The 22,616-nt window shown below is 57.4% G+C and carries 16 protein-coding genes and 8 pseudogenes; 13 read left to right on the top strand and 11 right to left on the bottom strand.

Annotation, left to right across the window (positions count from 1 at the left end; all coding sequences use genetic code 11):
* The first annotated feature begins 113 nt into the window (after positions 1-113).
* Positions 114-599 (top strand): transposase, encoded by a 486-nt coding sequence (locus tag C9413_RS34405; protein WP_170250330.1) that lies wholly within the window; start codon positions 114-116, stop codon positions 597-599.
* Between the two features lie 7 nt (positions 600-606).
* Here the strand turns inward: C9413_RS34405 and C9413_RS07820 are convergent.
* The 7 genes and pseudogenes from C9413_RS07820 to C9413_RS07790 form a co-directional block, all read right to left on the bottom strand.
* Positions 607-3,758: pseudogene (locus C9413_RS07820) on the bottom strand (efflux RND transporter permease subunit).
* A pseudogene (locus C9413_RS07815) lies at positions 3,758-4,828 on the bottom strand (efflux RND transporter periplasmic adaptor subunit). The pseudogenes C9413_RS07820 and C9413_RS07815 overlap by 1 nt, the downstream one beginning before the upstream one ends.
* A gap of 17 nt (positions 4,829-4,845) precedes the next feature.
* Positions 4,846-5,580: a hypothetical protein gene (locus tag C9413_RS07810; RefSeq protein WP_040114189.1), complete on the bottom strand. Its 735-nt coding sequence runs from the start codon at positions 5,578-5,580 to the stop codon at positions 4,846-4,848.
* A gap of 244 nt (positions 5,581-5,824) precedes the next feature.
* Entirely contained in the window at positions 5,825-6,181 is a 357-nt protein-coding gene (locus C9413_RS07805) for a hypothetical protein (protein ID WP_052451690.1), read from the bottom strand.
* Positions 6,182-6,591: 410 nt separating this feature from the next.
* Positions 6,592-7,074: a GNAT family N-acetyltransferase gene (locus C9413_RS07800; protein ID WP_040114190.1), complete on the bottom strand. Its 483-nt coding sequence runs from the start codon at positions 7,072-7,074 to the stop codon at positions 6,592-6,594.
* Between the two features lie 76 nt (positions 7,075-7,150).
* On the bottom strand, positions 7,151-8,344 hold the full coding sequence (locus C9413_RS07795; protein WP_223844065.1) for a hypothetical protein: 1,194 nt from the start codon (positions 8,342-8,344) through the stop codon (positions 7,151-7,153).
* 17 nt (positions 8,345-8,361) lie between these two features.
* Positions 8,362-9,837, bottom strand: a complete 1,476-nt coding sequence (locus tag C9413_RS07790) for a coproporphyrinogen-III oxidase family protein (protein WP_040114191.1) — start codon at positions 9,835-9,837, stop codon at positions 8,362-8,364.
* A 584-nt stretch (positions 9,838-10,421) separates the two neighbouring features.
* On the opposite strand from C9413_RS07790, the pseudogene C9413_RS07785 reads away from it, so the two are divergent.
* From C9413_RS07785 to C9413_RS07770, 4 genes and pseudogenes are all read left to right on the top strand, one after another.
* A pseudogene (locus C9413_RS07785) lies at positions 10,422-10,555 on the top strand (IS3 family transposase); the annotation flags it as partial.
* 103 nt (positions 10,556-10,658) lie between these two features.
* The gene (locus tag C9413_RS07780) at positions 10,659-11,090 is read left to right on the top strand and encodes a SyrB-like regulator (RefSeq protein WP_040114193.1); all 432 of its coding nucleotides are present in this window, start codon (positions 10,659-10,661) and stop codon (positions 11,088-11,090) included.
* A gap of 127 nt (positions 11,091-11,217) precedes the next feature.
* Positions 11,218-11,805 (top strand): hypothetical protein, encoded by a 588-nt coding sequence (locus C9413_RS07775; protein WP_040114194.1) that lies wholly within the window; start codon positions 11,218-11,220, stop codon positions 11,803-11,805.
* 33 nt (positions 11,806-11,838) lie between these two features.
* The gene (locus C9413_RS07770; protein ID WP_040114195.1) at positions 11,839-12,429 is read left to right on the top strand and encodes a hypothetical protein; all 591 of its coding nucleotides are present in this window, start codon (positions 11,839-11,841) and stop codon (positions 12,427-12,429) included.
* A 116-nt stretch (positions 12,430-12,545) separates the two neighbouring features.
* On the opposite strand, the gene C9413_RS07765 is transcribed toward C9413_RS07770, so the two are convergent.
* Positions 12,546-12,749, bottom strand: a complete 204-nt coding sequence (locus C9413_RS07765) for a cold-shock protein (RefSeq protein WP_074070751.1) — start codon at positions 12,747-12,749, stop codon at positions 12,546-12,548.
* Between the two features lie 416 nt (positions 12,750-13,165).
* Between C9413_RS07765 and C9413_RS07760 the strand changes: the two genes are divergently transcribed.
* Positions 13,166-13,918 carry a carbonic anhydrase gene (locus C9413_RS07760; RefSeq protein WP_040114196.1) on the top strand — a complete coding sequence of 251 codons (753 nt, stop codon included), beginning with the start codon at positions 13,166-13,168 and terminating at the stop codon, positions 13,916-13,918.
* Positions 13,919-14,001: 83 nt separating this feature from the next.
* On the opposite strand, the gene C9413_RS07755 is transcribed toward C9413_RS07760, so the two are convergent.
* Positions 14,002-14,379, bottom strand: coding sequence for a flavodoxin family protein (locus tag C9413_RS07755; RefSeq protein WP_040114197.1), 378 nt, complete (start codon positions 14,377-14,379; stop codon positions 14,002-14,004).
* A gap of 670 nt (positions 14,380-15,049) precedes the next feature.
* Here C9413_RS07755 and glmS point away from each other — a divergent pair.
* Complete coding sequence (glmS, locus tag C9413_RS07750; RefSeq protein WP_040114198.1) at positions 15,050-16,870, top strand: glutamine--fructose-6-phosphate transaminase (isomerizing); 1,821 nt, start codon at positions 15,050-15,052, stop codon at positions 16,868-16,870.
* Positions 16,871-17,373: 503 nt separating this feature from the next.
* On the opposite strand, the gene C9413_RS07745 is transcribed toward glmS, so the two are convergent.
* Positions 17,374-17,835 (bottom strand): pseudoazurin, encoded by a 462-nt coding sequence (locus tag C9413_RS07745; protein ID WP_040114199.1) that lies wholly within the window; start codon positions 17,833-17,835, stop codon positions 17,374-17,376.
* A gap of 196 nt (positions 17,836-18,031) precedes the next feature.
* Between C9413_RS07745 and C9413_RS07740 the strand changes: the two are divergent.
* Positions 18,032-18,465, top strand: a pseudogene (locus tag C9413_RS07740) (helix-turn-helix domain-containing protein); the annotation flags it as partial.
* A 101-nt stretch (positions 18,466-18,566) separates the two neighbouring features.
* Here C9413_RS07740 and C9413_RS07735 read toward each other — a convergent pair.
* Positions 18,567-18,815: a hypothetical protein gene (locus tag C9413_RS07735; RefSeq protein ID WP_246703712.1), complete on the bottom strand. Its 249-nt coding sequence runs from the start codon at positions 18,813-18,815 to the stop codon at positions 18,567-18,569.
* Positions 18,816-19,118: 303 nt separating this feature from the next.
* Between C9413_RS07735 and C9413_RS07730 the strand changes: the two genes are divergently transcribed.
* From C9413_RS07730 to C9413_RS07715, 5 genes and pseudogenes are all read left to right on the top strand, one after another.
* A complete protein-coding gene (locus tag C9413_RS07730; protein WP_040114200.1) occupies positions 19,119-20,087 on the top strand; it encodes a LysR family transcriptional regulator in 969 nt (322 codons plus the stop codon).
* A gap of 457 nt (positions 20,088-20,544) precedes the next feature.
* Positions 20,545-20,661, top strand: a pseudogene (gene nifH, locus C9413_RS07725) (nitrogenase reductase); the annotation flags it as partial.
* A gap of 7 nt (positions 20,662-20,668) precedes the next feature.
* Positions 20,669-21,078: pseudogene (nifX, locus tag C9413_RS07720) on the top strand (nitrogen fixation protein NifX); the annotation flags it as partial.
* Positions 21,079-21,232: 154 nt separating this feature from the next.
* Positions 21,233-21,558, top strand: a pseudogene (locus tag C9413_RS33140) (IS110 family transposase); the annotation flags it as partial.
* A pseudogene (locus C9413_RS07715) lies at positions 21,509-22,616 on the top strand (IS110 family transposase); the annotation flags it as partial. The pseudogenes C9413_RS33140 and C9413_RS07715, both read left to right, overlap by 50 nt.

Raw genomic sequence — 22,616 nt, 5'->3', positions numbered from 1 at the left:
TTTAGAGGGCGGTCAACGGCTCATGACTATTCAGCTTTGCTAGCTTAAAAAACCGGTGGTCGGGAACGGATCCGAACTGCGGACACCCTCGTGCGCTTGCCGGCCGTTTTGAGATGGCCATTCCGGGCATTGGGCCGTTGTCGTTTTGGGCTCTGGTCAGCACGATCGACGTACCTGGACGCTTTAAAAAATCCAAAGCTGTTGGCACTTACGAGTTCGGCGTCAAGGTCTCCGTTGCAACGACACTCAACCGATCGAAAGGCGGCCTGTTCGTCACCCACATTCAAGCCTTGCCCGGAAAACCCTATGACGGCCACGCACTCGAAACCGTCATCCCGACCATCGAGGCGCAGCTCGGCGCAACGCTTTCCCGTATCATCGCAGATGCCGGATACAAAGGTCACAACGCCCGGCAAGCCACCGCGTCAAGGTCTATACCGCAGGCCAGAAACGCGGGCTGTCACCATAGGCCAGCTCTGTTTGCGGTTAATGGTCGATCGCTCCTGAGGATTGAGCGGTACAAACGTGCGCTGCTCCACAACTCGCCGGGTTGCGCCCGATCAACTTGGCAATCATGTCTTCGATGGATCTCTTGCTGAGATGTAATCATCTCCGGCCACGTCCTCGAGTCGCAGGGCTACGTTTGAAGGCAATCGGCTCGCAATCGTTGACGCATCCGTTTCCTGCCCGGCAGTCTCGTGGCGTGGCCCGTTCCGGCGCCCGAGCCGTTTCAGTGCCTCGAGCAGGTCGTCGACGAAGGTGAAGATGACCGGGATGACAATAAGGCTGAGCAGCGTCGACGTTGTTACGCCGCCGATCACCACAATGGCCATCGGCTGCCGGAAACTTGTATCGCCTCCCGTCAGGCTGAGAGCAACCGGAAGCATGCCCGAGCCCATGGCGATGGTGGTCATGACAATGGGACGCCCGCGCTTGTGGCAGGCATCGACGAGAGCATCGAACCTCCCCATTCCCTGGCGGCGCAAGGTGATCGCGCATTCGACGAGAAGGATCGAGTTCTTCGTCACCACTCCCATGAGCATCAGCAGCCCGATGACGACCGGCACGGAGAAGCTAGTTCCGGTCATCAGCAGCGGCAGGAGTGCGCCTCCGAGCGAAAGCGGGAGGGCCATGAGGAGGGTGAACGGCTGCAGGAAATCGTGGAAAAGCAGGACCAGCACTGCATAGATGCACAACACGCCGATTGCCATTGCAAGCGCGAAGCTTTGGAACAGTTCCAAACTGCGCTGAAGTTCGCCTTGTTTCATGAGCGTGACGCCCGCCGGCAGGTGCTCAAGAGCCGGAAGCGCCTTTGCCTCGCGATAGAGGTCGCCCAGGATACGGCCGTTGAGTTCAACGGAAAGAGTCACGATACGCATTCGATCGATGCGGTTGATCTCGGAAGGACTCCCGCCGATACGGATGTCAGCGATTGATCCGAGATCGACGCTGCCGTGGGTTCCGGCCACCCTTATGTTCCTAATGCCGTCGAGATTTTTGCGTGCCTGGGGCTTGAACCGGACGACGATAGGGATTTGCCGCTGAGGCAGATTGAGCTTTGGCAGGGCGGAAGAGTAGTCCCCATGTGTCGCCACGCGCGCGGCTTCCGCGATGTCGCTTGACGTCACCCCGAGTGCGGCTGCGCGTACAACGTCCGGGATGATCTGAACCTCGGGCGCCTGCCGCGAGGCGGTCGACGTCACCGCTCCGATATCGTTGAGCGTACGGAGTTGCTCCTCAAGCGCCTTGCTTGCTTCGTCAAGGGCATTGGAGTCATCGCTGGCGAGGGTGATGTCGAGCTGCGTTCCGTTGCCGCCGCTACCGACCGCGACCCGTACGCCGGGGAGCACCGAGAGGGCCGACCGGATGTCGTTTTCGATCTCTGACTGCTTGCGGTTTCGTTCGTCAATGGGCGTCAGCATGACGACGAGCTTGGCCGTTCCGATACTTCTGGTGGTGGTGACCTCGGGACCACTACCCGTCGATGCCGAACCGACCGACGAGAAGACATGCGTCACCTCGCCAAGCGTGCTTATGATGTCCGCCGCCTTCTTGGTTGTTGCGTCCATTTGGTCGATGGTGGCGCCGGGCTGCTGGGTCAACGTCACCTCGGTCCGTGCGTCGTCGGCAGCCGGCAGGAAGCCCGATTTCAGGAAGGGGATGGTGTAAAGCGAGAGTGCGACGAAGGCTGCGATCACGAAGACCGTTTTCTTCCTGTGGTTCAAAGACGCCTTCACAATCGCAATGTAGGCACGCATGATTCGCCCATCCTTTTCCTCGGTGGGATGCGGCTTCATGAGATAGGCGGCCATCATCGGCGTTAGTAGACGCGCAACGACCAAGGAGGCGAGTACAGCGACTGCGGCGGTGATGCCGAACTGGCGGAAGAGCAACCCTGGGATGCCGCCCATGAATGCCGTGGGCAGGAAGACCGCGACGAGCGTGAGCGTGGTCGCGATCACTGCTAACCAGATCTCATTGGCCGCTTCGAGGGCGGCATCAATCGGCCGTTTGCCCATCTGGAGGTGGCGAGCGATATTTTCGATCTCGACGATGGCATCGTCGACAAGGATGCCGACCACCAACGACAGTGCAAGCAGAGTAATGATATTGAGACTGAAGTCAGCGAGGTACATGGCGAGGAAGGTCGGTATGATCGACAATGGCAGTGCCACGGCCGACAAGATGGTTGCGCGCCAATCCCGCAGAAAGAGCCAGATGACCACGATGGCGAGGATCGCCCCCTCGAACAACATGTGCATCGAACCATGATAGTTGTCGAGGATCGATCCGACGGTGCTGTAGACTTCATCAATCTGCACGTCGGGATGTTCGGCGGCGAACTGTGCCATCGCGTTATCGACGTCGGCGGCGACGCCGGTGTCGGAAAACCCGTTCGAGCGGTTGATCGCGACAGCGATCACGGGCTGGCCGTCAAGATAGGCAAGTGAGGACCGGTCTGCGAAGCTGTCAGTGATGGAAGCGACATCGTCGAGACGGACCTGCTGCCCGTTGGCCAGCGGAATTCGGAGCCCCTTGAGGTCTTCGACAGACGCCACGGCGCCGAGCGTCCGCAGAGTTTGGCGCGTGCCGCCGATTTCTCCCAGGCCACCCGACGTATCCGCTTGGACCGACTTCAACTGTGCCGAAACAGTCGCTGCAGTGATCCCGAGCGAGGCCATCGTCGCCGGATCGAGGTCGACATGAACCTCGCGGTCGATGCCGCCGAATCGGCTCACCTGTCCCACTCCCGGTACCGACAGAAGGACCTTCGTCATATCGTTGTCGATAAACCAGGAAAGCTCGGTCTCATTAAGGTGGGACGAACGGACCGCGTAGGTGACCAGCGCAGTGCTCTGCAAAGTAACTTTGGTGACGCTCGGCGTCTGCATTTGCGCCGGCAGATCCGCCTTTGCACCGTCCACGGCGTTACGGACCTCGTTCAACGCCTCGTTGCTGTCCTTCTCCAGCTCGAAGGAGGCGGTGATCGAGACAGTTCCGTCGGTGATCGTCGTCGTGATGTGGTCGAGATGGCTCAGCGACGCGAGTTGGTCCTCGATCACTCGGGCAACCTCCGTCTCGAGTTGCGTCGGCGACGCGCCCCCGAGTGTCGCGGTGATGCTGATCCTCGGAAGGTCCATATCGGGGAAGTATTGGATCGGCAGGCGCTTGAACGCCAGCAGTCCGCCGATGGTAAGCATTGCGAAGAGCAGTATCGCCGGTATGGGTTTGCGGATCGACCATGCAGAGAAATTCATCAGTTTTTCGCCGCAATATTCACGAGGTCGTTGTCCGACAGAAACGCACCGCCCGACGTCACGACTTTCGACGACCGGTCTATGCCGGAGAGCATCTCGACTTCGCCATTGTTGCGACGGCCCGTTTCCACCCGGACCCGTTTTACCCGCTTGTCCTCGTCGGCTGTGAAGACGTAGCTTATCCCATCATGGAACACGATTGCCGTCTCGGGAATCGTCAGCGCCGGCGTGGTCTGCAGTTCGATGCTGCCCGTGACGTAAAGGCCGACGCGCGGACGGACGTCGGCGGGAAGCGCGACATAAACGATTGCGCGGCTGGTATTCGTGCTGATCGAAGGTCCCACAAGCCTCACTTTGCCATGAATGGGGTGGCCGTCCGGCCTATTGATCTCGACGCTCAATCCTCCGGAAATACGCCCAAGGTAGTGCGCCGAAACCTCCGCCTGCCATTCGACACGCTGCTGGCGGACCAGGCGGAACAGCTCGGTGCCGGCGGAGACGACTGCGCCGAGCTCGGCGGAGCGCGAGGTGATAAGGCCGTCGTCAACGGCGACGATGGTTGATTGGCTAAGCTTGATCTTTGCGCTGTCGAGTGCCGCCTCTTCGGATTCAAGGCTTGCGGTTGCCGTCTGCTCATCGGCCAGATATTCGACGATCTTCTCGTCGGAAAGGGCGCCCGAAGGACGAAGCTGCCGAGCGCGGTCCGCATTGGCCTTGGCCTTCGTCAGATTTGCCTTGGCGGTCACGACGGCCGCTTCCTGTTTACGAAGGTCGGCGAGCACGCTGTCCTTAGAAAGCTGGACGAGCGCCTGCCCCTTTGTGATAGTGGATCCGACATCGGCAAGCACATCGGTTATGCGCAGGCCGCTCGTCTCGGAGGCTATGTTTGTTTCCTGTCACGGTTTCAGCCAGCCGCTCGCAGGAACGGTTTCCGGCCATTCGCGTTGCGCCGGCGTCACCAGTGAGACGGTAAGGGCGGGTGCTGCGGGCTGATCCGCCATGGCACACCGGAAGGGAAGCAGTGCTAAGCAGACCAGGACGGGGGCGAGTGGGATAAACGGCTTTCTCAACGATGAATCCTCGTGGTTCACGGCACCGGTACATTGCCAATCCGCGCCAGCGCGATGGAGTTGTTCTTCGCTTGATCGCGCGGATATGGGGGTGGGGCCTTGATGCCCCACGACCGGATGTCGCCCTGTCCACGAGTAGAGCCTCGAGCCTCTTGAACCCGGGGGAGAACGTCGGGCGGGCGTGCTGGTTGGACGCGGGCGTTCAGCGTCTGTAGCCCGGAGGGCAGGCTGGTCAGGCGCAGGGATGACAGATTCAGCGCTCCATGGACATCGCCGGTCTCTACCCACGCTCTGATTCTTCTCACCGCTTCTTGCCGGCCCTCGTATTCCCCCGGAACCTCCTCGGCAATGCAGGCTTCCAGGATCTCGTCCAGCCCGCGGCGGGGCGCGGCGTGAAGGTTCGTGGGATCGTCGGCGGCGTCGACGGAGGACGTCCGCGCTTCGGCGGGGGGCGGATCAGCTAGGGCGGAAACACCTCGCCGGCAGCGTTGGTTGGAATTGTTACCTTCGCCCGACCGGGCCTGCCCTGTGTTCATCATTGCTGTCTTTACGGTAGCGCTATCAAGAGAGTGCATGCTAGTTTCCGCCGACCACTCCTCCCAATGGATCTCGGAGCCAGCCACGGACAATAACTGCAAAGATCCACCTTCGGGATCACCTCTCTTCATGCAACACGCCGTAGCATGGGCATAATCGATTGTTTGGATGGAATTCATCGATGCTATGGATAGATCAGGTAAGATGTCCGCCATCAGTCCGCCTGATCGCTGCGGTGGTCGATCGCCACAAGCCCTGCCAAGCCGACCGGGCGATCTCGGTCATTTGCGGTCGAGCCGTGGGGCCTAACCAAGGCCTTGTGGCACTCGCCGTGATAATCTGCCGCCACAGCCGGCCGCGCGGGCATCGACCTCCGTCACCCCGCCAAGTCCAGCGTTTCGAAGTGAAAAGGGCCGCGTACGCGGGTAGAAAAGCGCTCAGCTGCATCGAGGTCTATCACTAGCCTTCCGCGAGGCGGGCCGTGTGAAGATACCAAGAGCGCGCCCAGCTATTTTGCTCCCGCATCCGCAGGCGGCAAAGCCGTCCCGTCCGGGCATAGCCGACGAGGAAGGTGCCACCGCGCTCGGCCTCGTTGTGCCGCTGTGCGCAGCCACCATCTTTCAGGCATTGGCGAAGCGCGTTGACGAACTCCGGCACCAGAAAGGCATAGACATCAGTTTCGGGATCCCTCTTTGGCGGCTTGAAGGAATGCCCCAAAAGCTGGCCGATCCAAACGAAGTCGTAAAGCCGAAGATGAACTCCTGTCGGCCCGATGTCGACCTTCGCCGAAGGTCCATCGTGTCCGAGGCCGGCCACAATTGTGCACCGTCGGAAGGCTATCGATGATAGCGATAGATCTCGCCCGGCCCGGAGCGAAGATTAGCGCTCCTCGCATCAGCAACCTTGAACGACGCAGACCTTACTTCGCGTCGGGAGAGGGAGCGCACCTGCCGGCCCAAACTGACCAAAGTTTTCAAGGGCCGGATTGACGGGATTTCTATCGTACTCCGAAGCCTCCGGTCTCGGACGCTTTTCCATTATACTTTTGGAAAAGAACCGAGGCCTCGCTCGAAACCTGCAAGCTCAATATCATCAAGCTCTAAGAGCGTGTTACTGCAGAATTGCCCACGATGCCCCAGGACGGCCTCCTCTGGGTTGTGACGATGATGTCATGGCGTTCACGGACTTAACATCGAATCACGACCTCATCGATCATTTGAGGTGGGTCAATCCTGGCCGGCAAGCCGCTTCTCGTAGAAGATCACTGCATATCCGTGCAACATCCCTTCCCTGCGGCGGACATAGCCAGCCGTCTCATAAACTCTTTGAGCCCCCACTTGGATCTTTGTCGTGTCGAGCTTTATCCACTTGAATCCAAGAGCAACGGCTCGCGATTCCAATTCACGAAGAAGCCTCCTTCCGAGCCCTCGTCGTTGAAAGGCGGGATCGACCCGCATACGTTTCAGCTCTGCGACATCGTCGTCAACAGGTTTCAATCCGCCCATAGCAGCGAGTTGGGGGCCAATATGCGCAACTATGAAGTCTCCGCCTGACGCGATGTATACTTCTCCGACATTGCGTAAATCATCCTCCCAGAATCTTTCCGGACCACGCACACCAACAGCCTCAGATGCGCTCCTATGCAGATGCCATACATCATCGGCATCCCCTGACTCAAACCGACGAAAGATCACTTCGTCTTGAGACATCGAACATCACCTTTCTCGTGTCGGACGCCTGCGCGTCTGGCATCGTGATATGTTTTTACCTAGGCAAATACCGCCGTTATCTTTGATGCGCCGCCGTTAACAGCCGCTGTGAAAGCACAGCCTCGACACTTTCCGAAGCTTCAACTCCGACAACTGGACGACCCGGTTCAACCGTATATTTCAAAGCCGTACCGCGGTGCATCCGGGTAAACCGATCCAACGCACAAACACAGGACGCGCGCAGCTTTCTGATTTCACTGCCGTGGCGCTCCATGACGGGCGAGATGGTTGCAAACTTAGGAAAGTCCGCTTTCCCTTCTAGCCAGCTTGGCTGGAGCCCCGCGCTGCCCTTGTCTGGTGACAACCAGCGGAATACTTCCTGAATGCAACCTTGCGGATAGTATTCTGACAGCCGATATATATCCATGTAAAATTGCGGTTTCTGATGGAAGAGTTCTTCACCGATCAATAGCACCGACACCGCCACGATCCGGGCAGAAAAACGGCCGCTCGGGCCCAGCCTATCCTTGTAGGGGTTTTTTCCGTAAAACACCCGAAATTGGCCAAATAGATCGGGCGACATGCGTTCATTAAAACGTGCTAGAACACAAACTGCTGCCTCAAGGCGCTCCACGCATACCGCAAGACATTGACGCGCGTCCGCCCCGACGGCGTCACGCATCTCGAGTAGAGCGTCCATTGCTGACTGCAATTCACTTTCAATGAGGAGATGGCCCAGGCAAAAATCTCGCTCCTCGACCCCGGCCGAGCCGAGGCAATATACGCGTGGATCGCTCTGCAACGGATTCGTAAGGATCATATCTTCATAGGAAAGGACATCAATGCTAGGCTGCCGCTGACAGCTTACGCGCGCAAGCTGCCTCAGCGCTCCTCCCACTGTCAGCTCGGCATCGACGGGATGAAGGCCGGCAAACGCAGACATCTGATAAGCACAATTGACGAGATACTGGATATCTGTCTTAGCGACCCCGAACTCGGGCTGCGGTAGGTTCAGCAGCTGCGCCTTATAGTCCGTCTCCGCAATCATTGCGTTAATGCTACGCCCAAGCGCCTTAACCGCTTCATCGGGTCGTTCACTGGCTTTGATCTCCGCAATACAGTGCGGCAGTTGATCACTGACAAAATTGCTGAGAAGCCCCAACGGGCGCTTTCGCTCCCGGCGATCAATGCTATCGGTTAGATGAGAAAATATCTCCTGCGTCCGACAAGGCGGCTGTTCCGGCACGGAAAAGGGCAACTTGGTGACCATTGACGAGCACCCCGACTTCACCGAAAGATAGCTTGCATTTCTGCACTTGATCCGTATCTTGCCGCCGGCGAGTAATCGTGTTTTTCGAGCAGATCAGTTCGTTTGTCTGTTATTCTGCTATCGTTGTACGCGACTCGCTCAAGCACATTATCCGAGAAAAATAGCAGCGATACAGCGCCCGAATTGATAATGCCGGCAGCAGTCAAAGAAAGCACGCCATCGTTTGAGATGCAGGCGAGTCCCGCCTCCCTTAATATTTGAAGCTCGCGGCCAAAGTATTTTTTAATCGACACCCCAAATTCTCGCTCGAAGCGGGAGAGTGGCACTCCGCTGCTTCGCAAGGCAAACATTAATGTTCTGCGTATGAGATCGTCTTGCGACAGTACAGCACCTTTCCACACTGGTTTTTCGCCCGCTTCAACTCTAGACAGATATCGATCTAAATCCGCCTCGTTATAGAACTGGCACTGACTCATGTAGCCAAATCCGCCAACCCCAAACGGGACGAGATTATTGTCGTTCCAAGAATCGTATTTACGACGCTGTTGAACGGAATGCGGCTGCGGCCTCTTAGTCCAGTAGAAGATCGGCCCATGTCGATAGCCAAGGCTCGTGAGGATGTGCTCCGCCATAAAATGCATTATGATGCGCTCCTTAGCGCCCGCGAATTGATATCGTCCTCTCGCCAATTGGTGGGCTATGGGGTCCGTCGATTTAAACATTAATGGGAATATATTGAATTTCTCAATTCCCATATCCACGAGGCCGATAACGGAGTCGTACCAGCTCCGGAGCGTTTGCTCCGGCAGCCCATACATCAGGTCAAGGGATAGATTCTCGACGCCCATCTCGTTAAGTAATTTTACGAGTTGGATCACCTCATCCGTACCATGCCCGCGGTTTAATACGCGCAAAATATTTCGATCTAGTGTTTGAACACCCAGAACGAAGCGGTTTACGCCGCCTCTAAGTAGAGTGGATACGCGATCCGCAGCATCCGCATGCTTTACAAGTGAGGGATGCAATTCAAAACTTACTTCGGATTTCGATAAATCAAAGCGCTTGTTGATCATATCAAATAGCGTTTTTAGTTGGTGGTTGGTCAAAAACGAGGGCGTGCCACCCCCGAAAAAAGCAGTCTCAATAGCTCTGCCATCAAGCGCCGCATCTGACCAACTCATCTCTTTATTTAAGGCCGCCAAATATCGTTCCACTCGCTCGGACGATGGATTGATTTCCTTGGCGAAGTGGCAAAAGGTGCAATACTGATTACAGAAAGGGATGTGGAAATAGAGGTCAATTGACGATGCAACCTGGGCCAACAACTGTTCGCCATTCAGGTCGCCCATTGCCTTGAGAGGAGGATATGTGCCGACGAGATAATCGTTGTGTGTGTCAAGGTGCAAGTTTTGCGACCTCAACATATCTAAATTGATGTCGTACGAGCGGTCGATCGCAAATTCCAGGGCCTCGGAATAACTCGGCGCGTACATTTCTTTAGGACTCCTTTTGGCTTCTGTGTGAAGGCAATGCGTGATGGCAGTTGCGTTCGCGCTGCATCGCTGTCTTCTGCTTGGGCGAACAGCGCATTTCGATCAGTAATCCGGATTCGTTGGCTCCCCGTCGACGCGACAAAAGTCAGGCAGGAACGCGCTCAATAATGCAGCGTCCATGGCATTGATTGGATCAATTGAGGGAAAGTTCATTTGAATCCCTGCGGCGGCTGGAAGACCGCACGTGGTCGTGCGGATCCTTTACGGTGTCACTGCAATAGACGTGCCAACAAAGACTTTTGTGCAGGCCCTGCTCGAAAGACGAGAAACCAGTGCATCGCGTCGCCGCGTCGACGGAATACTTGCGCCTCAGCGTCGGCTTTCGAACATACACGTCTTCAACCGGACATGGCTGAACACGACATGTCGATACCGGATCCATACTTCCCCGGAAGTGGGTTCTAAGTAAGCGCGAGTTTCGCTGCACCTTTTGTTCTTGTCGCATGGCTTTGTCCACCTGTTGAGACACAACGTGATGATTGATGAGAGCGAGCCAGAGAGGAAGCTGAAGGTGAGGTTCGTGCATGCGATCGAACCTACGCTAGTGCTCCGATGGTATGGAGTTCACTTGCTGGAATGGAGAGGTCGTCCGGCTCGCCTTATCATCGATGCATTCGACCGTGAGATTATCGCCTGGGCGGCTGTCGCCAATACCGGTGATGCCGATGTTCATCTTGAATTCCGATCCAGCGCCGCAGCGCTTATGTTGACTCCGTCTTTCACTTAGCCGAAAAGAACTTGCTTAAAGAGGTTGATAACTGATGGCTGACGAGAACAATTCGGATTCCACTACCGATGTCGTAGAGACCGATGCGCCGGCAAAAACCGCGGCGCCTAAAAAGCAACGCGCACCACGGCGTCTGAAGGAAACTGCCGAAGCAATGGTGGCCACATCACTCGCGAAGTTGCCCAGGGGTCGCAAGAAGCGTAGCCAACAAGCCGGAGAAACGAAGCCGACGCCCGTCGAAACGCAAGTTGCTGGAAGGAGCACGGCGAAGGACGTCATCAGGGACACCGGAAGAAAAAGGACGGCAAAGCAAATCGAGCGATCGGCTAAGGCGCCTCTTCCGGCAATCGATGAGATGGCGGATCTTATTCAGCTTGAAGAAGAGAATAAAGGGCTCCGTAAAACCCTGGCAGATAAGCTTCGCGCGGAAAATGCCGACCTGCGCAAGCGGCTCGGGCTCGATTGATCGGTTGCGAGATCGACCTCAGCCACTACATATTCGGTCGGAGAGACATTCGCCGGGCTCAGGTCGCGAGCCCGGATCTGAAGCTGCGGCAACGTCGTGGTAGGGGATTGCTCGAGGTTGAAGCACTATGAGATCACCATGGAAATTTCTTGCGCAATTGACGTCGCAGCGACGGCCGGCAGAAACACGAGAGAGTTCAATTGGGCGTGAAGCCGATACCGAGGCAAGCGAAAGCGAAGCGCAACAATCGTCGGCGCTTCCGTTAAATCCAACGGAAGCATCCCATGGATCTGAGCACAATGAAAACCGATCTGCTCAGCTCATGGCGATCACGACTTCAAACGAAACGGAACGCGAGGTCGATGCCGCGCGGGCGGTCTCGGTTCCAGTCGATGTTGAGGAGGTCCGGGCACCGGCACGTCATGAGGTCAGCCAGTCGAGTGCTGAAGCGCAAGCGGTACGGCTGGAAAGCGAGACAAGCAAAAAGTCTCCACCACCGCGGACGAAGAGGCCCCGCACCGACATGGTTGCGCAGAGCACTGCCGTCGCAAACAGGGATAAAAGTGCGCAATTTTCGTCCTCGCGAGAAGCTTTCTTCGACGAGGTGGCAGGCCTGGACGAGGAAATCAAGCAACTGAGAATTCAATTTGCTCAAAAGCTGCATTTGCAGAATATTCAGCTTAAAAAGATGCTTGCGCGATTCGACGTATCGTGAGCCTGCTTACAATCTCGTAGATTGGACACATATATGAAAACACAGCAACGAAAGTTCGTTGTCGAACTCAAATCGACGCGCCGACGGTCAACAATGCGGCCAGCTTCCATTTGGGCCAACACCGATCTCAAGGCTCATGTGCGTGAGGCGGAAGCTGAAGCGCCGCATCTCTTCGAGCCCAATATGGTCTCAAAGGTTCCGGGCCAGGACAGCGAGCTGGCGACGGATCCAAGACCCGAAACACACCTGAGCGACAACACCGAAGCCGGCGACGAAAAGCAGATTTCGGCTTCATTGGTCGCGCCGGAGCATGCTGACACACCTCGGCAAGACAATGATCTGGCTTTTAGCTCCATTCCACAATTGAAAGAGGGCTCTTCCGGGCGACGATCTCCAAGACCGGCGAGGCGTCGACGCGAAGCGGATGGCAATCGTCATGCTGACGGCGCAAAAAGCGTTCGCAGTATGCGATCAACCGCCGCTCAAGTCGAAGCAGCTTCCGATGAGTTAGTCGCGCTTGACGAAGAGAATCGGCGACTAAGGGGCTTGCTGACAAAGCATCTTCTTCAACAGAATATTCAGCTTCACCAGATGCTTGCGCGATTTGGCGTCATTGAAACATGAATCGATCGTCTGTTTTGCGATCGGCGGTTCGATCCCTATCAAGGCGAAGGATTCTGTCGGCCGCAAAAGAGGAACGGCCCGCCTTCGCGGTCCGATCCTCTAACTGACAAAATCAATCAAAGCACACGGACGTTTTCAGCCCTTGATTTTCCGGTCTTGCGATCCTGGCCGACCTCGTAGCTCACTCTTTGCCCTTCGCTTAGCGAACTGGCCCCCTGTAAAGCTGACACGTGCACGAACACGTCAGTTCCTCCATTTTCGGGCGTAATGAAGCCAAATCCTTTGTCTCCATTGAAAAACTTAACGGTTCCAGTGGCCATACCTAATCCTCGACGGTCCCGCGGCTGATTGCCGCTACGAAAAACCTATAGTTCGAAGCCGCCGTCTGCAATGTGTTCGTTCTTGTTGCAGTACGTCGAGAAACCAGCGATCCGTATGAGCACGCGGTGGCCCTAGAGAAATCAAGTTCTACCCCGTGTGCTGTTCTTGTGCTCGGGCGTGCATTTTGGACGCCGATTGACAGGAGACTGGAGTTGCGCGCGGAACTGCGAGACCGCTCCCGTCAATCAACGGGCCGATCACCGCGACCGGTCGATGGTCCCTATTCAGCAAGTGCTATCCAACTTGCGCGATATTTTCCCCCCGGTGAATGTCTATCGATTGACAGGCGAACCTGATCCAGAGATGCCGAGCTACGACCACTTTTTGCTCGTCCTCGTTAGGAAAGGGATAAAATATGGAAAGGCGACACTTCCTCAGGGGCCTGGCTTTGCTTGCCTCATGTCCACTCTGCACTAAGACAACATTTGCGGCAGAAGGTGTCGATTGGGGCTATGAAGGTGACGCGGGTCCCGAACATTGGGGCTCGCTCAGCAAGGAGAACAACGCCTGCTCGGCGGGTCTACAGCAATCGCCGCTCGATATCGGGGGGGCAATCAAGGCCGATATTCCAGACCTCGTGCCCGATTGGAAGAGCGGCGGCACAATCCTCAACAATGGGCATACGATCCAAGTGCAGGCGGCACCCGGCGGCACGCTCCGCTGCGGAGACAAGACCTATGAACTAATACAGTACCATTTTCATGCGCCGAGCGAACATCTGGTTGAAGGAAAGGCCTTTCCGATGGAAGCGCATTTCGTCCACAAGCATGCCGAAACGGGTGCGCTGGGCGTATTGGGCATTTTCCTTGCTCCTGGGCGTCCCAATGCGGCCTTTTCCAGCCTCGCGGCAGCTTTCCCGCAAAAGCCCGGTGAGGAAGCAGCAATCGACGGGGTGAACCCTGGCGGGTTGCTGCCATCCTCCCTCCGATATTGGACTTACGAGGGATCACTGACCACGCCGCCGTGCAGCGAAATCGTCGATTGGATGGTGGCAATGCACCCAGTCGAAGTCGATGCTGCCGACATCAAGAAGTTTACGGCACTCTATTCGATGAATGCCCGGCCAGCGCTCGTCACCAATCGCCGCTATATTCTGAGCTCCAGCTAGATTGTTCGGTTGCGTTCATCATAGCGCTGCACAAGGTCGTTTCCTGCTACAAAAACGGTTGACGATACTGCGCAGGCGCCTTCTTAAAGGAGACGTCGAACGGTGACGCGGAGGTTTATCGTGCGAGGTGTTGAAAGCGCAGCGGCTTTACCAATCCGCGCCCAATGACGGTTGCCGCACCCGACCACGGCAAAGGGCCGACCCTTGAGCGTGTCCGGCTGGAGGCTCTCAGCCCAGGCAACGAACCGTCCGGCGTTGTTCGGCGGTTGCCCTTCGTAGGACGCCGTAACGACGATGAAAGGCATGTCAACTGGAACTCTGAAGGCGGAGTCATCGGCCGGCGCGACGATCGGCGCGTAGCCCCGAGTCGCAGCTTCGCTTCCGATCTGTTTCGCGAAGGATTCTGCCGTGCCTGAATTGCTGCCATAGAGTACGAGCAGCGGTCCGGGGCCGTGGGCCAAAGCCGCAAGGTCTCCATCAGTACCTGTTCGACGTAAACGAGGTTCCCCAGGTCCCGCACTGTCGGAACCTCACCGCCGAGAGCGTCGCCGGCATGGGCTTGCAAGCTCGCCAGTTCCTTCGGGCTTTTAAGCAGCAGCCAAGTCGTTGCTTCCCCAGTTCTGCAGACGGAAGATCGGACCGAACTCCTTCGACAGGCGCATCAGGCTCTGGACCGGTACCTTTGGATTGAGCGCAGCGATGTGCCCGAGGATCGGAAGGCCTTTCGGATGCGGAATCTATTCAAACCTGTTCATGTCAGCGTCTCCTTAAATGACTTGTCCTTTGGAGATGGCCCAAGGTCCCTCCGCGGGACAACCGAGGAAAAAACGCAAAAGAGCATCGCGCCAGCGTCATGCATCCATGAGACGAATGGGTGTTATCCAAAGAATCAATTTGCCAATCCGTTGAGCGCCATTAAAACGCGCTGAAACTGACCAAAATCAAGTCCATCGCGGTAGGCCAACTATGGGTACGAAGCTTCCCGCCAGCCGGCATTCGTCGGAGTCACGATTGAGGACAGCAGGTGACCCGCAGCCCCTGTGTGAGGCGACCGGGAGCGAGTGATATAGCCTCGCTGAGACGAGAATTTGAGTACGCCGCGAGAGGCGTGGAAGGAACGCGAAGAGGGATATGTGCGGGATTGTAGGCATCGTCGGGAAGCAGCCTGTCTCGACACGGCTGGTCGATGCGTTGAAACGCCTGGAATATCGCGGCTACGATTCGGCCGGCGTCGCGACGATCGACGATGGAGCCCTCCATCGCCGGCGCGCGGAGGGCAAGCTCGTCAATCTAGAGGCAAGGCTGAAAGAGCAGCCTCTGGTCGGCACCATCGGCATAGGCCATACGCGCTGGGCGACCCATGGCGCGCCGACGGAACGCAATGCGCACCCACATTTCACCGACGGTATCGCCGTCGTACACAATGGCATTATCGAGAATTTTGCTGAGTTGAAGGACGAACTGGCCGTGGCCGGCGCCGAGTTCCAGACCGAGACGGACACAGAGGTCGTCGCGCATCTCCTGGCAAGGTTTCGCCGGGATGGCACTGGACGTCTCGAGGCGATGTTTGCGATGCTGAGACGGTTGAGGGGCGCCTACGCACTCGCTGTCCTTTTCGAAGATGATCCGTCGACCATTATGGCGGCCCGTAACGGACCGCCGTTGGCGATTGGCCATGGGAATGGCGAAATGTTCCTTGGCTCCGACGCCATCGCCCTGGCGCCCTTTACCAATCAAATCACCTATCTGGTCGATGGCGACTGGGCGGTGATCGACAATTCCGGTGTCCTTATCTTTGATATCGACGGCAATGTCGTCTCCCGGCCGCGGCAGGTTTCCTCGGACGCCGCGTTTATGGTCGACAAGGGTAACCATCGCCACTTCATGGAGAAGGAAATCTACGAGCAGCCGGAGGTCGTGGCTCACGCTCTCGGTCACTACGTCAACTTCATCGACAACCGGGTCGCGCCCGTGTCCGGCGCGATCGATTTCGCCAAGTTGCCGAGCCTTGCCATTTCCGCCTGCGGCACGGCCTATCTGGCAGGTCTGATCGGCAAATACTGGTTCGAGCGCTATGCGCGCCTGCCGGTGGAAATCGATGTGGCGTCGGAGTTCCGCTACCGCGAAATCCCGCTGTCGCGACAATCGGCAGGACTCTTCATCTCGCAATCCGGCGAGACCGCCGACACGCTGGCGTCGCTCCGCTATTGCAAGGAGCATGGTCTGAAGATCGGCGCGATCGTCAACGCCCGTGAGTCGACGATCGCACGGGAATCCGATGCGGTTTTTCCGATCCTGGCCGGCCCGGAGATCGGGGTTGCCTCTACCAAGGCCTTCACCTGTCAGCTTGCGGTTCTTGCTACGCTCGCGATCGGCGCGGGCAAGGTGCGCGGCAACGTCAGCGATGAAGAGGAGCAGGCGCTCGTCAGGAGCCTTGCCGAGATGCCGCGCATCATGAGCCAGGTGCTGAACAGCATCCAGCCGAAGATCGAACTCCTGTCGCGGGAACTGTCGAAGTGTCCGAACGTGCTCTATCTCGGCCGCGGCACCAGCTTTCCACTGGCCGTCGAAGGCGCCCTGAAGCTCAAGGAGATTTCCTATATCCACGCGGAGGGCTATGCCGCCGGTGAGCTGAAGCACGGGCCGATCGCTCTCGTCGACGAGAACATGCCCGTCATCGTCATCGCGCCCCATGACCGCTTTTTCGATAAGACTGTCTCCAACATGCAGGAGGTGGCAGCCCGCGGCGGCCGGATCATCCTGATCACCGACGAGCGTGGTGCGGCCGTGTCGAAATTCGGCATGACAATCGCACTTCCGAATGTGGATGAGATTATTGCGCCGATGATATTCTCACTACCGATACAGCTGCTCGCCTATAACACGGCTGTCTTCTTGGGCACCGATGTCGACCAGCCCCGCAATCTTGCAAAATCAGTCACTGTCGAATGATCATCAACCCCCGAAAAGGGACGAAGTCGGGAGTCCGCGGCAGCTGTGACGGCGGCGCCTTGCCCGGCCGACGGGAGGAGATTGCGGACGTGGGGTTTCCTGTGAGGTAATGCCGATCAGATCATCGATGTGTTGGTCTGCGATAACTGAGGAATTGCATGCTCTCTAACGCCAAGGCACTGCAACCGACTAAGCTCCACGGCACAAGCGCAAGAGCCGCTACAACTTTGCGGTGCCACCAATTCCGACGACAGCGAAAAGACGACAGCAGAAAACAGCTGTCAAGTTCCGCAACAGAGGCGGGCAGCTGTTTCCGAGAGGGTTCAGCGAGTTCATACCGATCTCTTGTCAGCGGAAGCTGCAAGCTCTAACTCCGGTGCCTCCCGTTTCTAGCTCAACCGGCCGCGCGCGAGTGCGGAGCGAGGCAAATGCCGCCTCAGCTATATACATTCGCCTCAAGCTCCCCATTGCTAATGGCTTTACGCAGGGTTGTTGCAAGCAATCTATTGTTCGCTCGGCCCTTTCTTATCTGCACGCATGAGGTGCGCATCAAGGCGCTTGCGCACCAGATTTGGAAGTTTAGCAGTCTTAATGGCGTCGAGATCGGCGGGGTTATCGCCAACCTCAATGAGTGCCACCATTCCCATACCTGCATGCGGCGTGCATTTCACAACATAGGCGCCCGGAATGTCGAATTTTGTCCGATATTCTTCGTTCGCTTTGGATTTGAATTCGGGCGCTCCGTTGGGGATCAAACCTTTGTAGGTTTCGACATTGTGGCCCTTGTCAACGGGTATGAAGGTGACGGTGTCGCCGGGTGTGATCTTCACAAATCCCGGTTCGAAGGCCATTGCGCCGTCGGCGCCTTTGTTGAGCATCCGGATCTGGTGATCCGCCGCCATGAGTGGCATCGCCGAAGAGGCCAGCGCTGCCGTTGCAACGATCGGACCGATTTTAAAACGCATTTCCTATCTCCTGTTTGCAAGGCCCTCAGCGCCCGACTTTAGGTGCGGACCGGCAGATATTCTTTGAGATTGAGCAAATTCTGGTTCAATTCTTGAGGGCGAGCGGCAAAGCGAGCTCCCGGGCCGGCGATTGTCTCCTCTCGAATGCGGTGTTCTTGCGCCTCCACCTGTCCCGGCTCGCGTTGTCGTTGGGAGCTTACAGGTTTTGCAGCACGCGCCCTGGCTCGGACGGCTGCTGGCGGCCGCTGCGTTGCGAGAGGCAGGACACACGACGGCGGTGCATCTCGCCGCCGTCAATCTCGGCCTCAAATCCATTGTCGGCATCGCGCTCGCGACACAAGGCTGCTGGCGATCGTCAATGGCATCATCGCGGCGGCCGAGCTTGGCCTCAAGGAGCATGACCGGCTGGCGCTCGCAAAACGGATGATGGAGTGGCGCTTGGTCGGCCGGCGCTCGTCCTCCAATCTGCCGGGCCTGATCGAGCTCGTGGTTTCGTGGCCCCTGGTCTCGGCCGGCATGGTCGCCGAGACCCTCAAAATAGCGCCGCGGGCGGCGGTCAGGATCATCGAGGAACTGGGATTGAGGGAGATGACGGGCAGGGGGAGGTTTCGGGCGTGGGGGGTGCTGTAGCCGGGCGCAGCTCTCGATGAAATGCCTTGACGAGGCGCATGGTCAGCGGAAGGGTGCTCAAGGCCTCTGGTGTGCTCCTCGCCGCTGCACGATTGTCTTGCTCAATATTCGCCTGTTGATTTTTTGCTTCCAGTGAAGCTGTGCCGGCGAGAGCTTTCTTGTGAGTTCGTCTGCTTCAGGAAGCGGTACTCCTTCTCATCGTAGAGGTAGCCCATGCGGTAAGCATGCTCGATGAGATCATTATTGGCATTGGCGGAAGGATCCGCCTGAATCCGCTTCAGGCCTTCGAAGAGGTTGCCGGTGTCAATTCCGGCGAATATGCCAGGCCGTTGGTTTGTCCAAAGCCGCATCCCAGAGAACGTGTTGCCGCCGATGCAGCCTCTCAGCAGCTTCTGCTAACGCAAATGGTTTGAATCCTGTAACGCCGAGATGGACTCACCCTGCACAACGACGGGGACTTGTAAGGACAATAATACTTGCAACAAGCTGCAGCCGGTCGCTCTGGAATGCATTTATACAACTGCGTCACAACCTGCAAAAGGTAAAGACTACCGAAACACGAAAGTAATCGGGCTTGATTCTGTCAATTATATTACTTTAATAGGAAAGGCTTGGCCGTCAGGCGTTCTAGCGTTACAGACAGAGACAAATCTATGCGTTTTAAAGGTCTTGATCTTAACCTTCTCGTCGCGCTCGACGCGCTGATGACGGAGCGAAACCTTACCGCTGCTGCACGTAGCATCAACCTCAGCCAGCCTGCGATGAGCGCGGCGGTTGCCAGGCTACGAACATATTTTCGAGACGAGCTCTTCATGATGGCGGGCCGCGAGCTCGTCCCGACGCCTCGGGCCGAAGGGCTTGCTGCGTCCGTGCGTGAAGCGTTGTTGCACATTCAGCTATCCGTTATTTCAGGGCAGCCTTTCGATCCCGCCCAAAGCGAACGTCGGTTCAGAGTGATTCTGTCCGACTACGTCACGCTGGTATTCATCGAGAAGGTCGTCGAGCGGGTAGCGCGAGAGGCTCCCGGCGTGGGTTTTGAATTCATGCAGATCGCGGAAGATTTCGAGGAGCTCCTACAGCGCGGCGACGTTGATTTTCTGATTATGCCTGAGCCATTCATGTCGAAGCACCCCCGCGCAGAGCTTTTCGACGATGTCTTTGTATGCGTGGCTTGCGAAGGAAACGGCCGCATCAGCGAATCTTTCTCCTTCGATCAGTACATGTCGATGGGGCATGTGGTCGTCAAATTCGGCTGTTCCCTGAAACCTGCTGCTGATGACTGGTATTTGCGCGAACGCGGTTACTCGAGGCGCGTAGAGGTCGTGGTTCAGTCTTTCAGCATGATACCGGCGATGCTCTCTGGAACGGCTCGTATCGGAACGATGCCTTTACGACTTGCTCAGCATTGGGCGAAGACGACGCCACTGCGGATACTGGATCTACCGCTACCGATACCAACGCTGACGGAGGCAGTTCAGTGGCCGATGCTTCACAATACCGATCCTGCCAGCCTCTGGATGCGTCAGACGCTTCTTCAAGAGGCCGCAAGAATGGCACCGTTTAAGCAGGCGTTTCCCGCGCTCGCGCGGCAGTCCGTGTGCCTAGAAAGCACAGCCGCCTGACCACCTCTCGAAGGCCGCGCTTTAGCGCTCGTTCCCGGGCATTCTCAACATGAGCGAATGTCTAGAGCCGGAGCTGGTCGAACGCGACGTCAGTGCCGACGCGGCCCCCCGAACAGCAGAAACACCCGTCGTGTGCGATAGCCATAATCTGGACGACAGAACGATCCAGCCGCTTTGCTTGACGCTCGTGATTGAGCAGGAAGCGTAGAGGCGAAAGTCTTAGCTCCGCTGGTCATGCTTTCGAAGCAATCTTTTCGAAAGACGGGTACGCTCCAAACAATTGTGTCCATTTTGTCCGTCCTGCGACAGCCAGTTGTTCGCAATACGGCTGAAAACATCTTTTGGATCGCTCTTGAAGCTGATCTTGCAGGTGGCACACGTTTTGAAACGCTGCGAGCGGGCGGCGTGAGCTGCCGACCGCACGCCAAAAACCGATGGAACGAAAAAGGAAGACAAGATGTCAGATTTGCGTCAGATCGCATTCTACGGCAAAGTGGGGATCGGCAAGTCCACCACCTCCCAGAATACGCTAGCGGCCCTCGTCGATCTTGGGCAGAAAATTCTCATCGTAGGTTGACACCGCGAGGCTCTTTGCCGTCTATGACGTTGGACCGACGGGCTGGGAAATCGCCGAGGTGGTTGATTTTGACGATGGGTCACACGAAACAGGAAAACAGGCAGACGAGGGCGACAGCCGTATCGGTACAAGGGTGGAAGCGCTGAAAGGCTGTCACCTGCTATTCTGCCAGGCGATCGGCGGCCCCTCCGCCGCGAGGGTCGTCGCAGCAAAAATTCACCCAATCAAGGTTCCGGAGCCAGTCGTATCGAAGATGTACTGCTGCGCACTCAGATGATGCTGAAAACCGCGCCCCCGCCATGGTTGAGGAAGGCATTAGCCGATGCCGGCATGGGCATCCCGAAGCCCCTCTTCGCGAAGAAGACTGAAAGGAGATCCCATGGGTGCACGACGGCCGACGTTTTTGCAGAATGAGTGGCCGTAACTTAACGCACTTATTGTGAGGCCCCGATGTTTAAGACCGAAAAAGCCGCGATCGCCATTCAATCTTGGTGCAGTCTTCGTTTCCCTGGAGCTGAGTCGTTCGATCCGGCTGATCACGTCGCTGTCGCCGGGGAACGGTGAGAGGATGTCGAAACACTCTTTGAGGGCAGGAGACGTCGCCGGATTGTTTGGTCTGCTTTCGAAGCTGCGGGAGAGATGCCGGGCCAAAACTAGGAATGACTGTCCTATCGTCACCATTCAGGAAGCCGGGCTCGACGGCTTCTGGATCCATCACGTGCTTGAGAAGGAGGGGACGAAAGTCATGTCGTGGATGCAGCGTCGATTGCGACATCGCGCCGCCACCGACGGGTGAAGACGGATCGCATCGATGGCGAAGCGCTGCTTCGGGTCCTGATGGCGTATAAGAGAGGAGAGCCACGCGTGTGCTCAATGGCACGGGCACCATCGCCTCGATTACCACAAATCCTACAGCCACCTGGTGGTGCAGGACAGCGCCGGCAAGACGCTCCGATCCGGCCGCGTGAAGAACGATCGCCAGTCGCTGGGCGGCTTCCTTGAGCGCTACCGCGAGAACTCGCATGCCGTTGTCGAGGCCACGCGCAACTGGATGTGATGTACGACTGGCTCGACGACATTTGTGATGATGTCGTTCTCGCCCATCCCTGGAAGGTCAAGGCGATCGCCGACGCCAAGATCAAGACCGACAAGATCGATGCGACGGTGCTGGCGCATCTGCTTAGAGCCGACCTGGTGCCGGAAGCTTGGGCACCCGGCGAACGCGCAAGAGAGCTGCGCGTCGCGCTGCGCGAGCGGATGTTTTACGTGCGACTGCGGACGATGACCAAAAACTGCATTGTCACGGTGTTCGACCGTTACCCGGAGCAGACGGCACTGCTAAAGGAGCTCGGCGACCTGTTCGGCAAGGCCGGCCGCATTCAGCTGGCGCAGGTCAACGTCTCAGAGATCGACCGCGTCCAGATTGACCGGGGCCTCGACTTCATCGCCGACATCGATGTGCGGATCAAGCAGTCGGAAGCAACGATCCGGACGATTGACCAGGGCCAATACCAATGTGAGACTGTCGAAGACGGTCCCCGGCATTGGCGAGTTCTTCGCCCGGCTGATCGATGCGGAGATCAACGACCTATCGCGGTTTCGCAACCCGAAGAAGCTGGCCGCCTATGCCGGACTGGTGCCGTCCACCTATTCTTCCGGCGGCAAGACGTTCGACGGCAAGATCATCAAGCAGGGCAACAAGTGGCTACGCTGGGCGTTCGTCGAGGCGGTTTCTCCCGCCATCGCCACTGATCCGCAGCTTCGCGCCCAGTATGAACACTTGAAGATCAGAGGAGTGAACAAGGCGCGTGTTGCCATCGCGCGCAAGCTTTTGACGATCGCCTTCCAGATCCTGCGGGACCAGCGCGCTTATGAGCCGCGCGGCATCGGCACCACCCCCACGGAAGGCGCATCGACGATATCCCGGTTGTCCTGCTCGGCCTCTAGCGAGC

Origin of the sequence: Rhizobium sp. SEMIA 4085 (assembly GCF_013004495.1) — a bacterium.
GTDB classification, from domain to species: domain Bacteria; phylum Pseudomonadota; class Alphaproteobacteria; order Rhizobiales; family Rhizobiaceae; genus Rhizobium; species Rhizobium gallicum.
Note: the sequence above shows the minus strand (reverse complement) of the source record. Positions and strands in the feature narration are given on the sequence as shown.

Excerpts from the sequence above, each read along its gene's own strand:
- C9413_RS07730 (WP_040114200.1), top strand. The coding sequence starts at position 19,119 with ATGCGTTTTAAAGGTCTTGATCTTAACCTTCTCGTCGCGCTCGACGCG.
- C9413_RS34405 (WP_170250330.1), top strand. The coding sequence starts at position 114 with ATGGCCATTCCGGGCATTGGGCCGTTGTCGTTTTGGGCTCTGGTCAGC.
- C9413_RS07810 (WP_040114189.1), bottom strand. The coding sequence starts at position 5,580 with ATGGCGGACATCTTACCTGATCTATCCATAGCATCGATGAATTCCATC.
- C9413_RS07745 (WP_040114199.1), bottom strand. The coding sequence starts at position 17,835 with ATGCGTTTTAAAATCGGTCCGATCGTTGCAACGGCAGCGCTGGCCTCT.
- C9413_RS07800 (WP_040114190.1), bottom strand. The coding sequence starts at position 7,074 with ATGTCTCAAGACGAAGTGATCTTTCGTCGGTTTGAGTCAGGGGATGCC.
- C9413_RS07790 (WP_040114191.1), bottom strand. The coding sequence starts at position 9,837 with ATGTACGCGCCGAGTTATTCCGAGGCCCTGGAATTTGCGATCGACCGC.
- C9413_RS07795 (WP_223844065.1), bottom strand. The coding sequence starts at position 8,344 with ATGGTCACCAAGTTGCCCTTTTCCGTGCCGGAACAGCCGCCTTGTCGG.
- C9413_RS07765 (WP_074070751.1), bottom strand. The coding sequence starts at position 12,749 with ATGGCCACTGGAACCGTTAAGTTTTTCAATGGAGACAAAGGATTTGGC.
- C9413_RS07770 (WP_040114195.1), top strand. The coding sequence starts at position 11,839 with ATGAAAACACAGCAACGAAAGTTCGTTGTCGAACTCAAATCGACGCGC.
- C9413_RS07735 (WP_246703712.1), bottom strand. The coding sequence starts at position 18,815 with ATGCGGCTTTGGACAAACCAACGGCCTGGCATATTCGCCGGAATTGAC.
- glmS (WP_040114198.1), top strand. The coding sequence starts at position 15,050 with ATGTGCGGGATTGTAGGCATCGTCGGGAAGCAGCCTGTCTCGACACGG.
- C9413_RS07775 (WP_040114194.1), top strand. The coding sequence starts at position 11,218 with ATGAGATCACCATGGAAATTTCTTGCGCAATTGACGTCGCAGCGACGG.
- C9413_RS07780 (WP_040114193.1), top strand. The coding sequence starts at position 10,659 with ATGGCTGACGAGAACAATTCGGATTCCACTACCGATGTCGTAGAGACC.
- C9413_RS07760 (WP_040114196.1), top strand. The coding sequence starts at position 13,166 with ATGGAAAGGCGACACTTCCTCAGGGGCCTGGCTTTGCTTGCCTCATGT.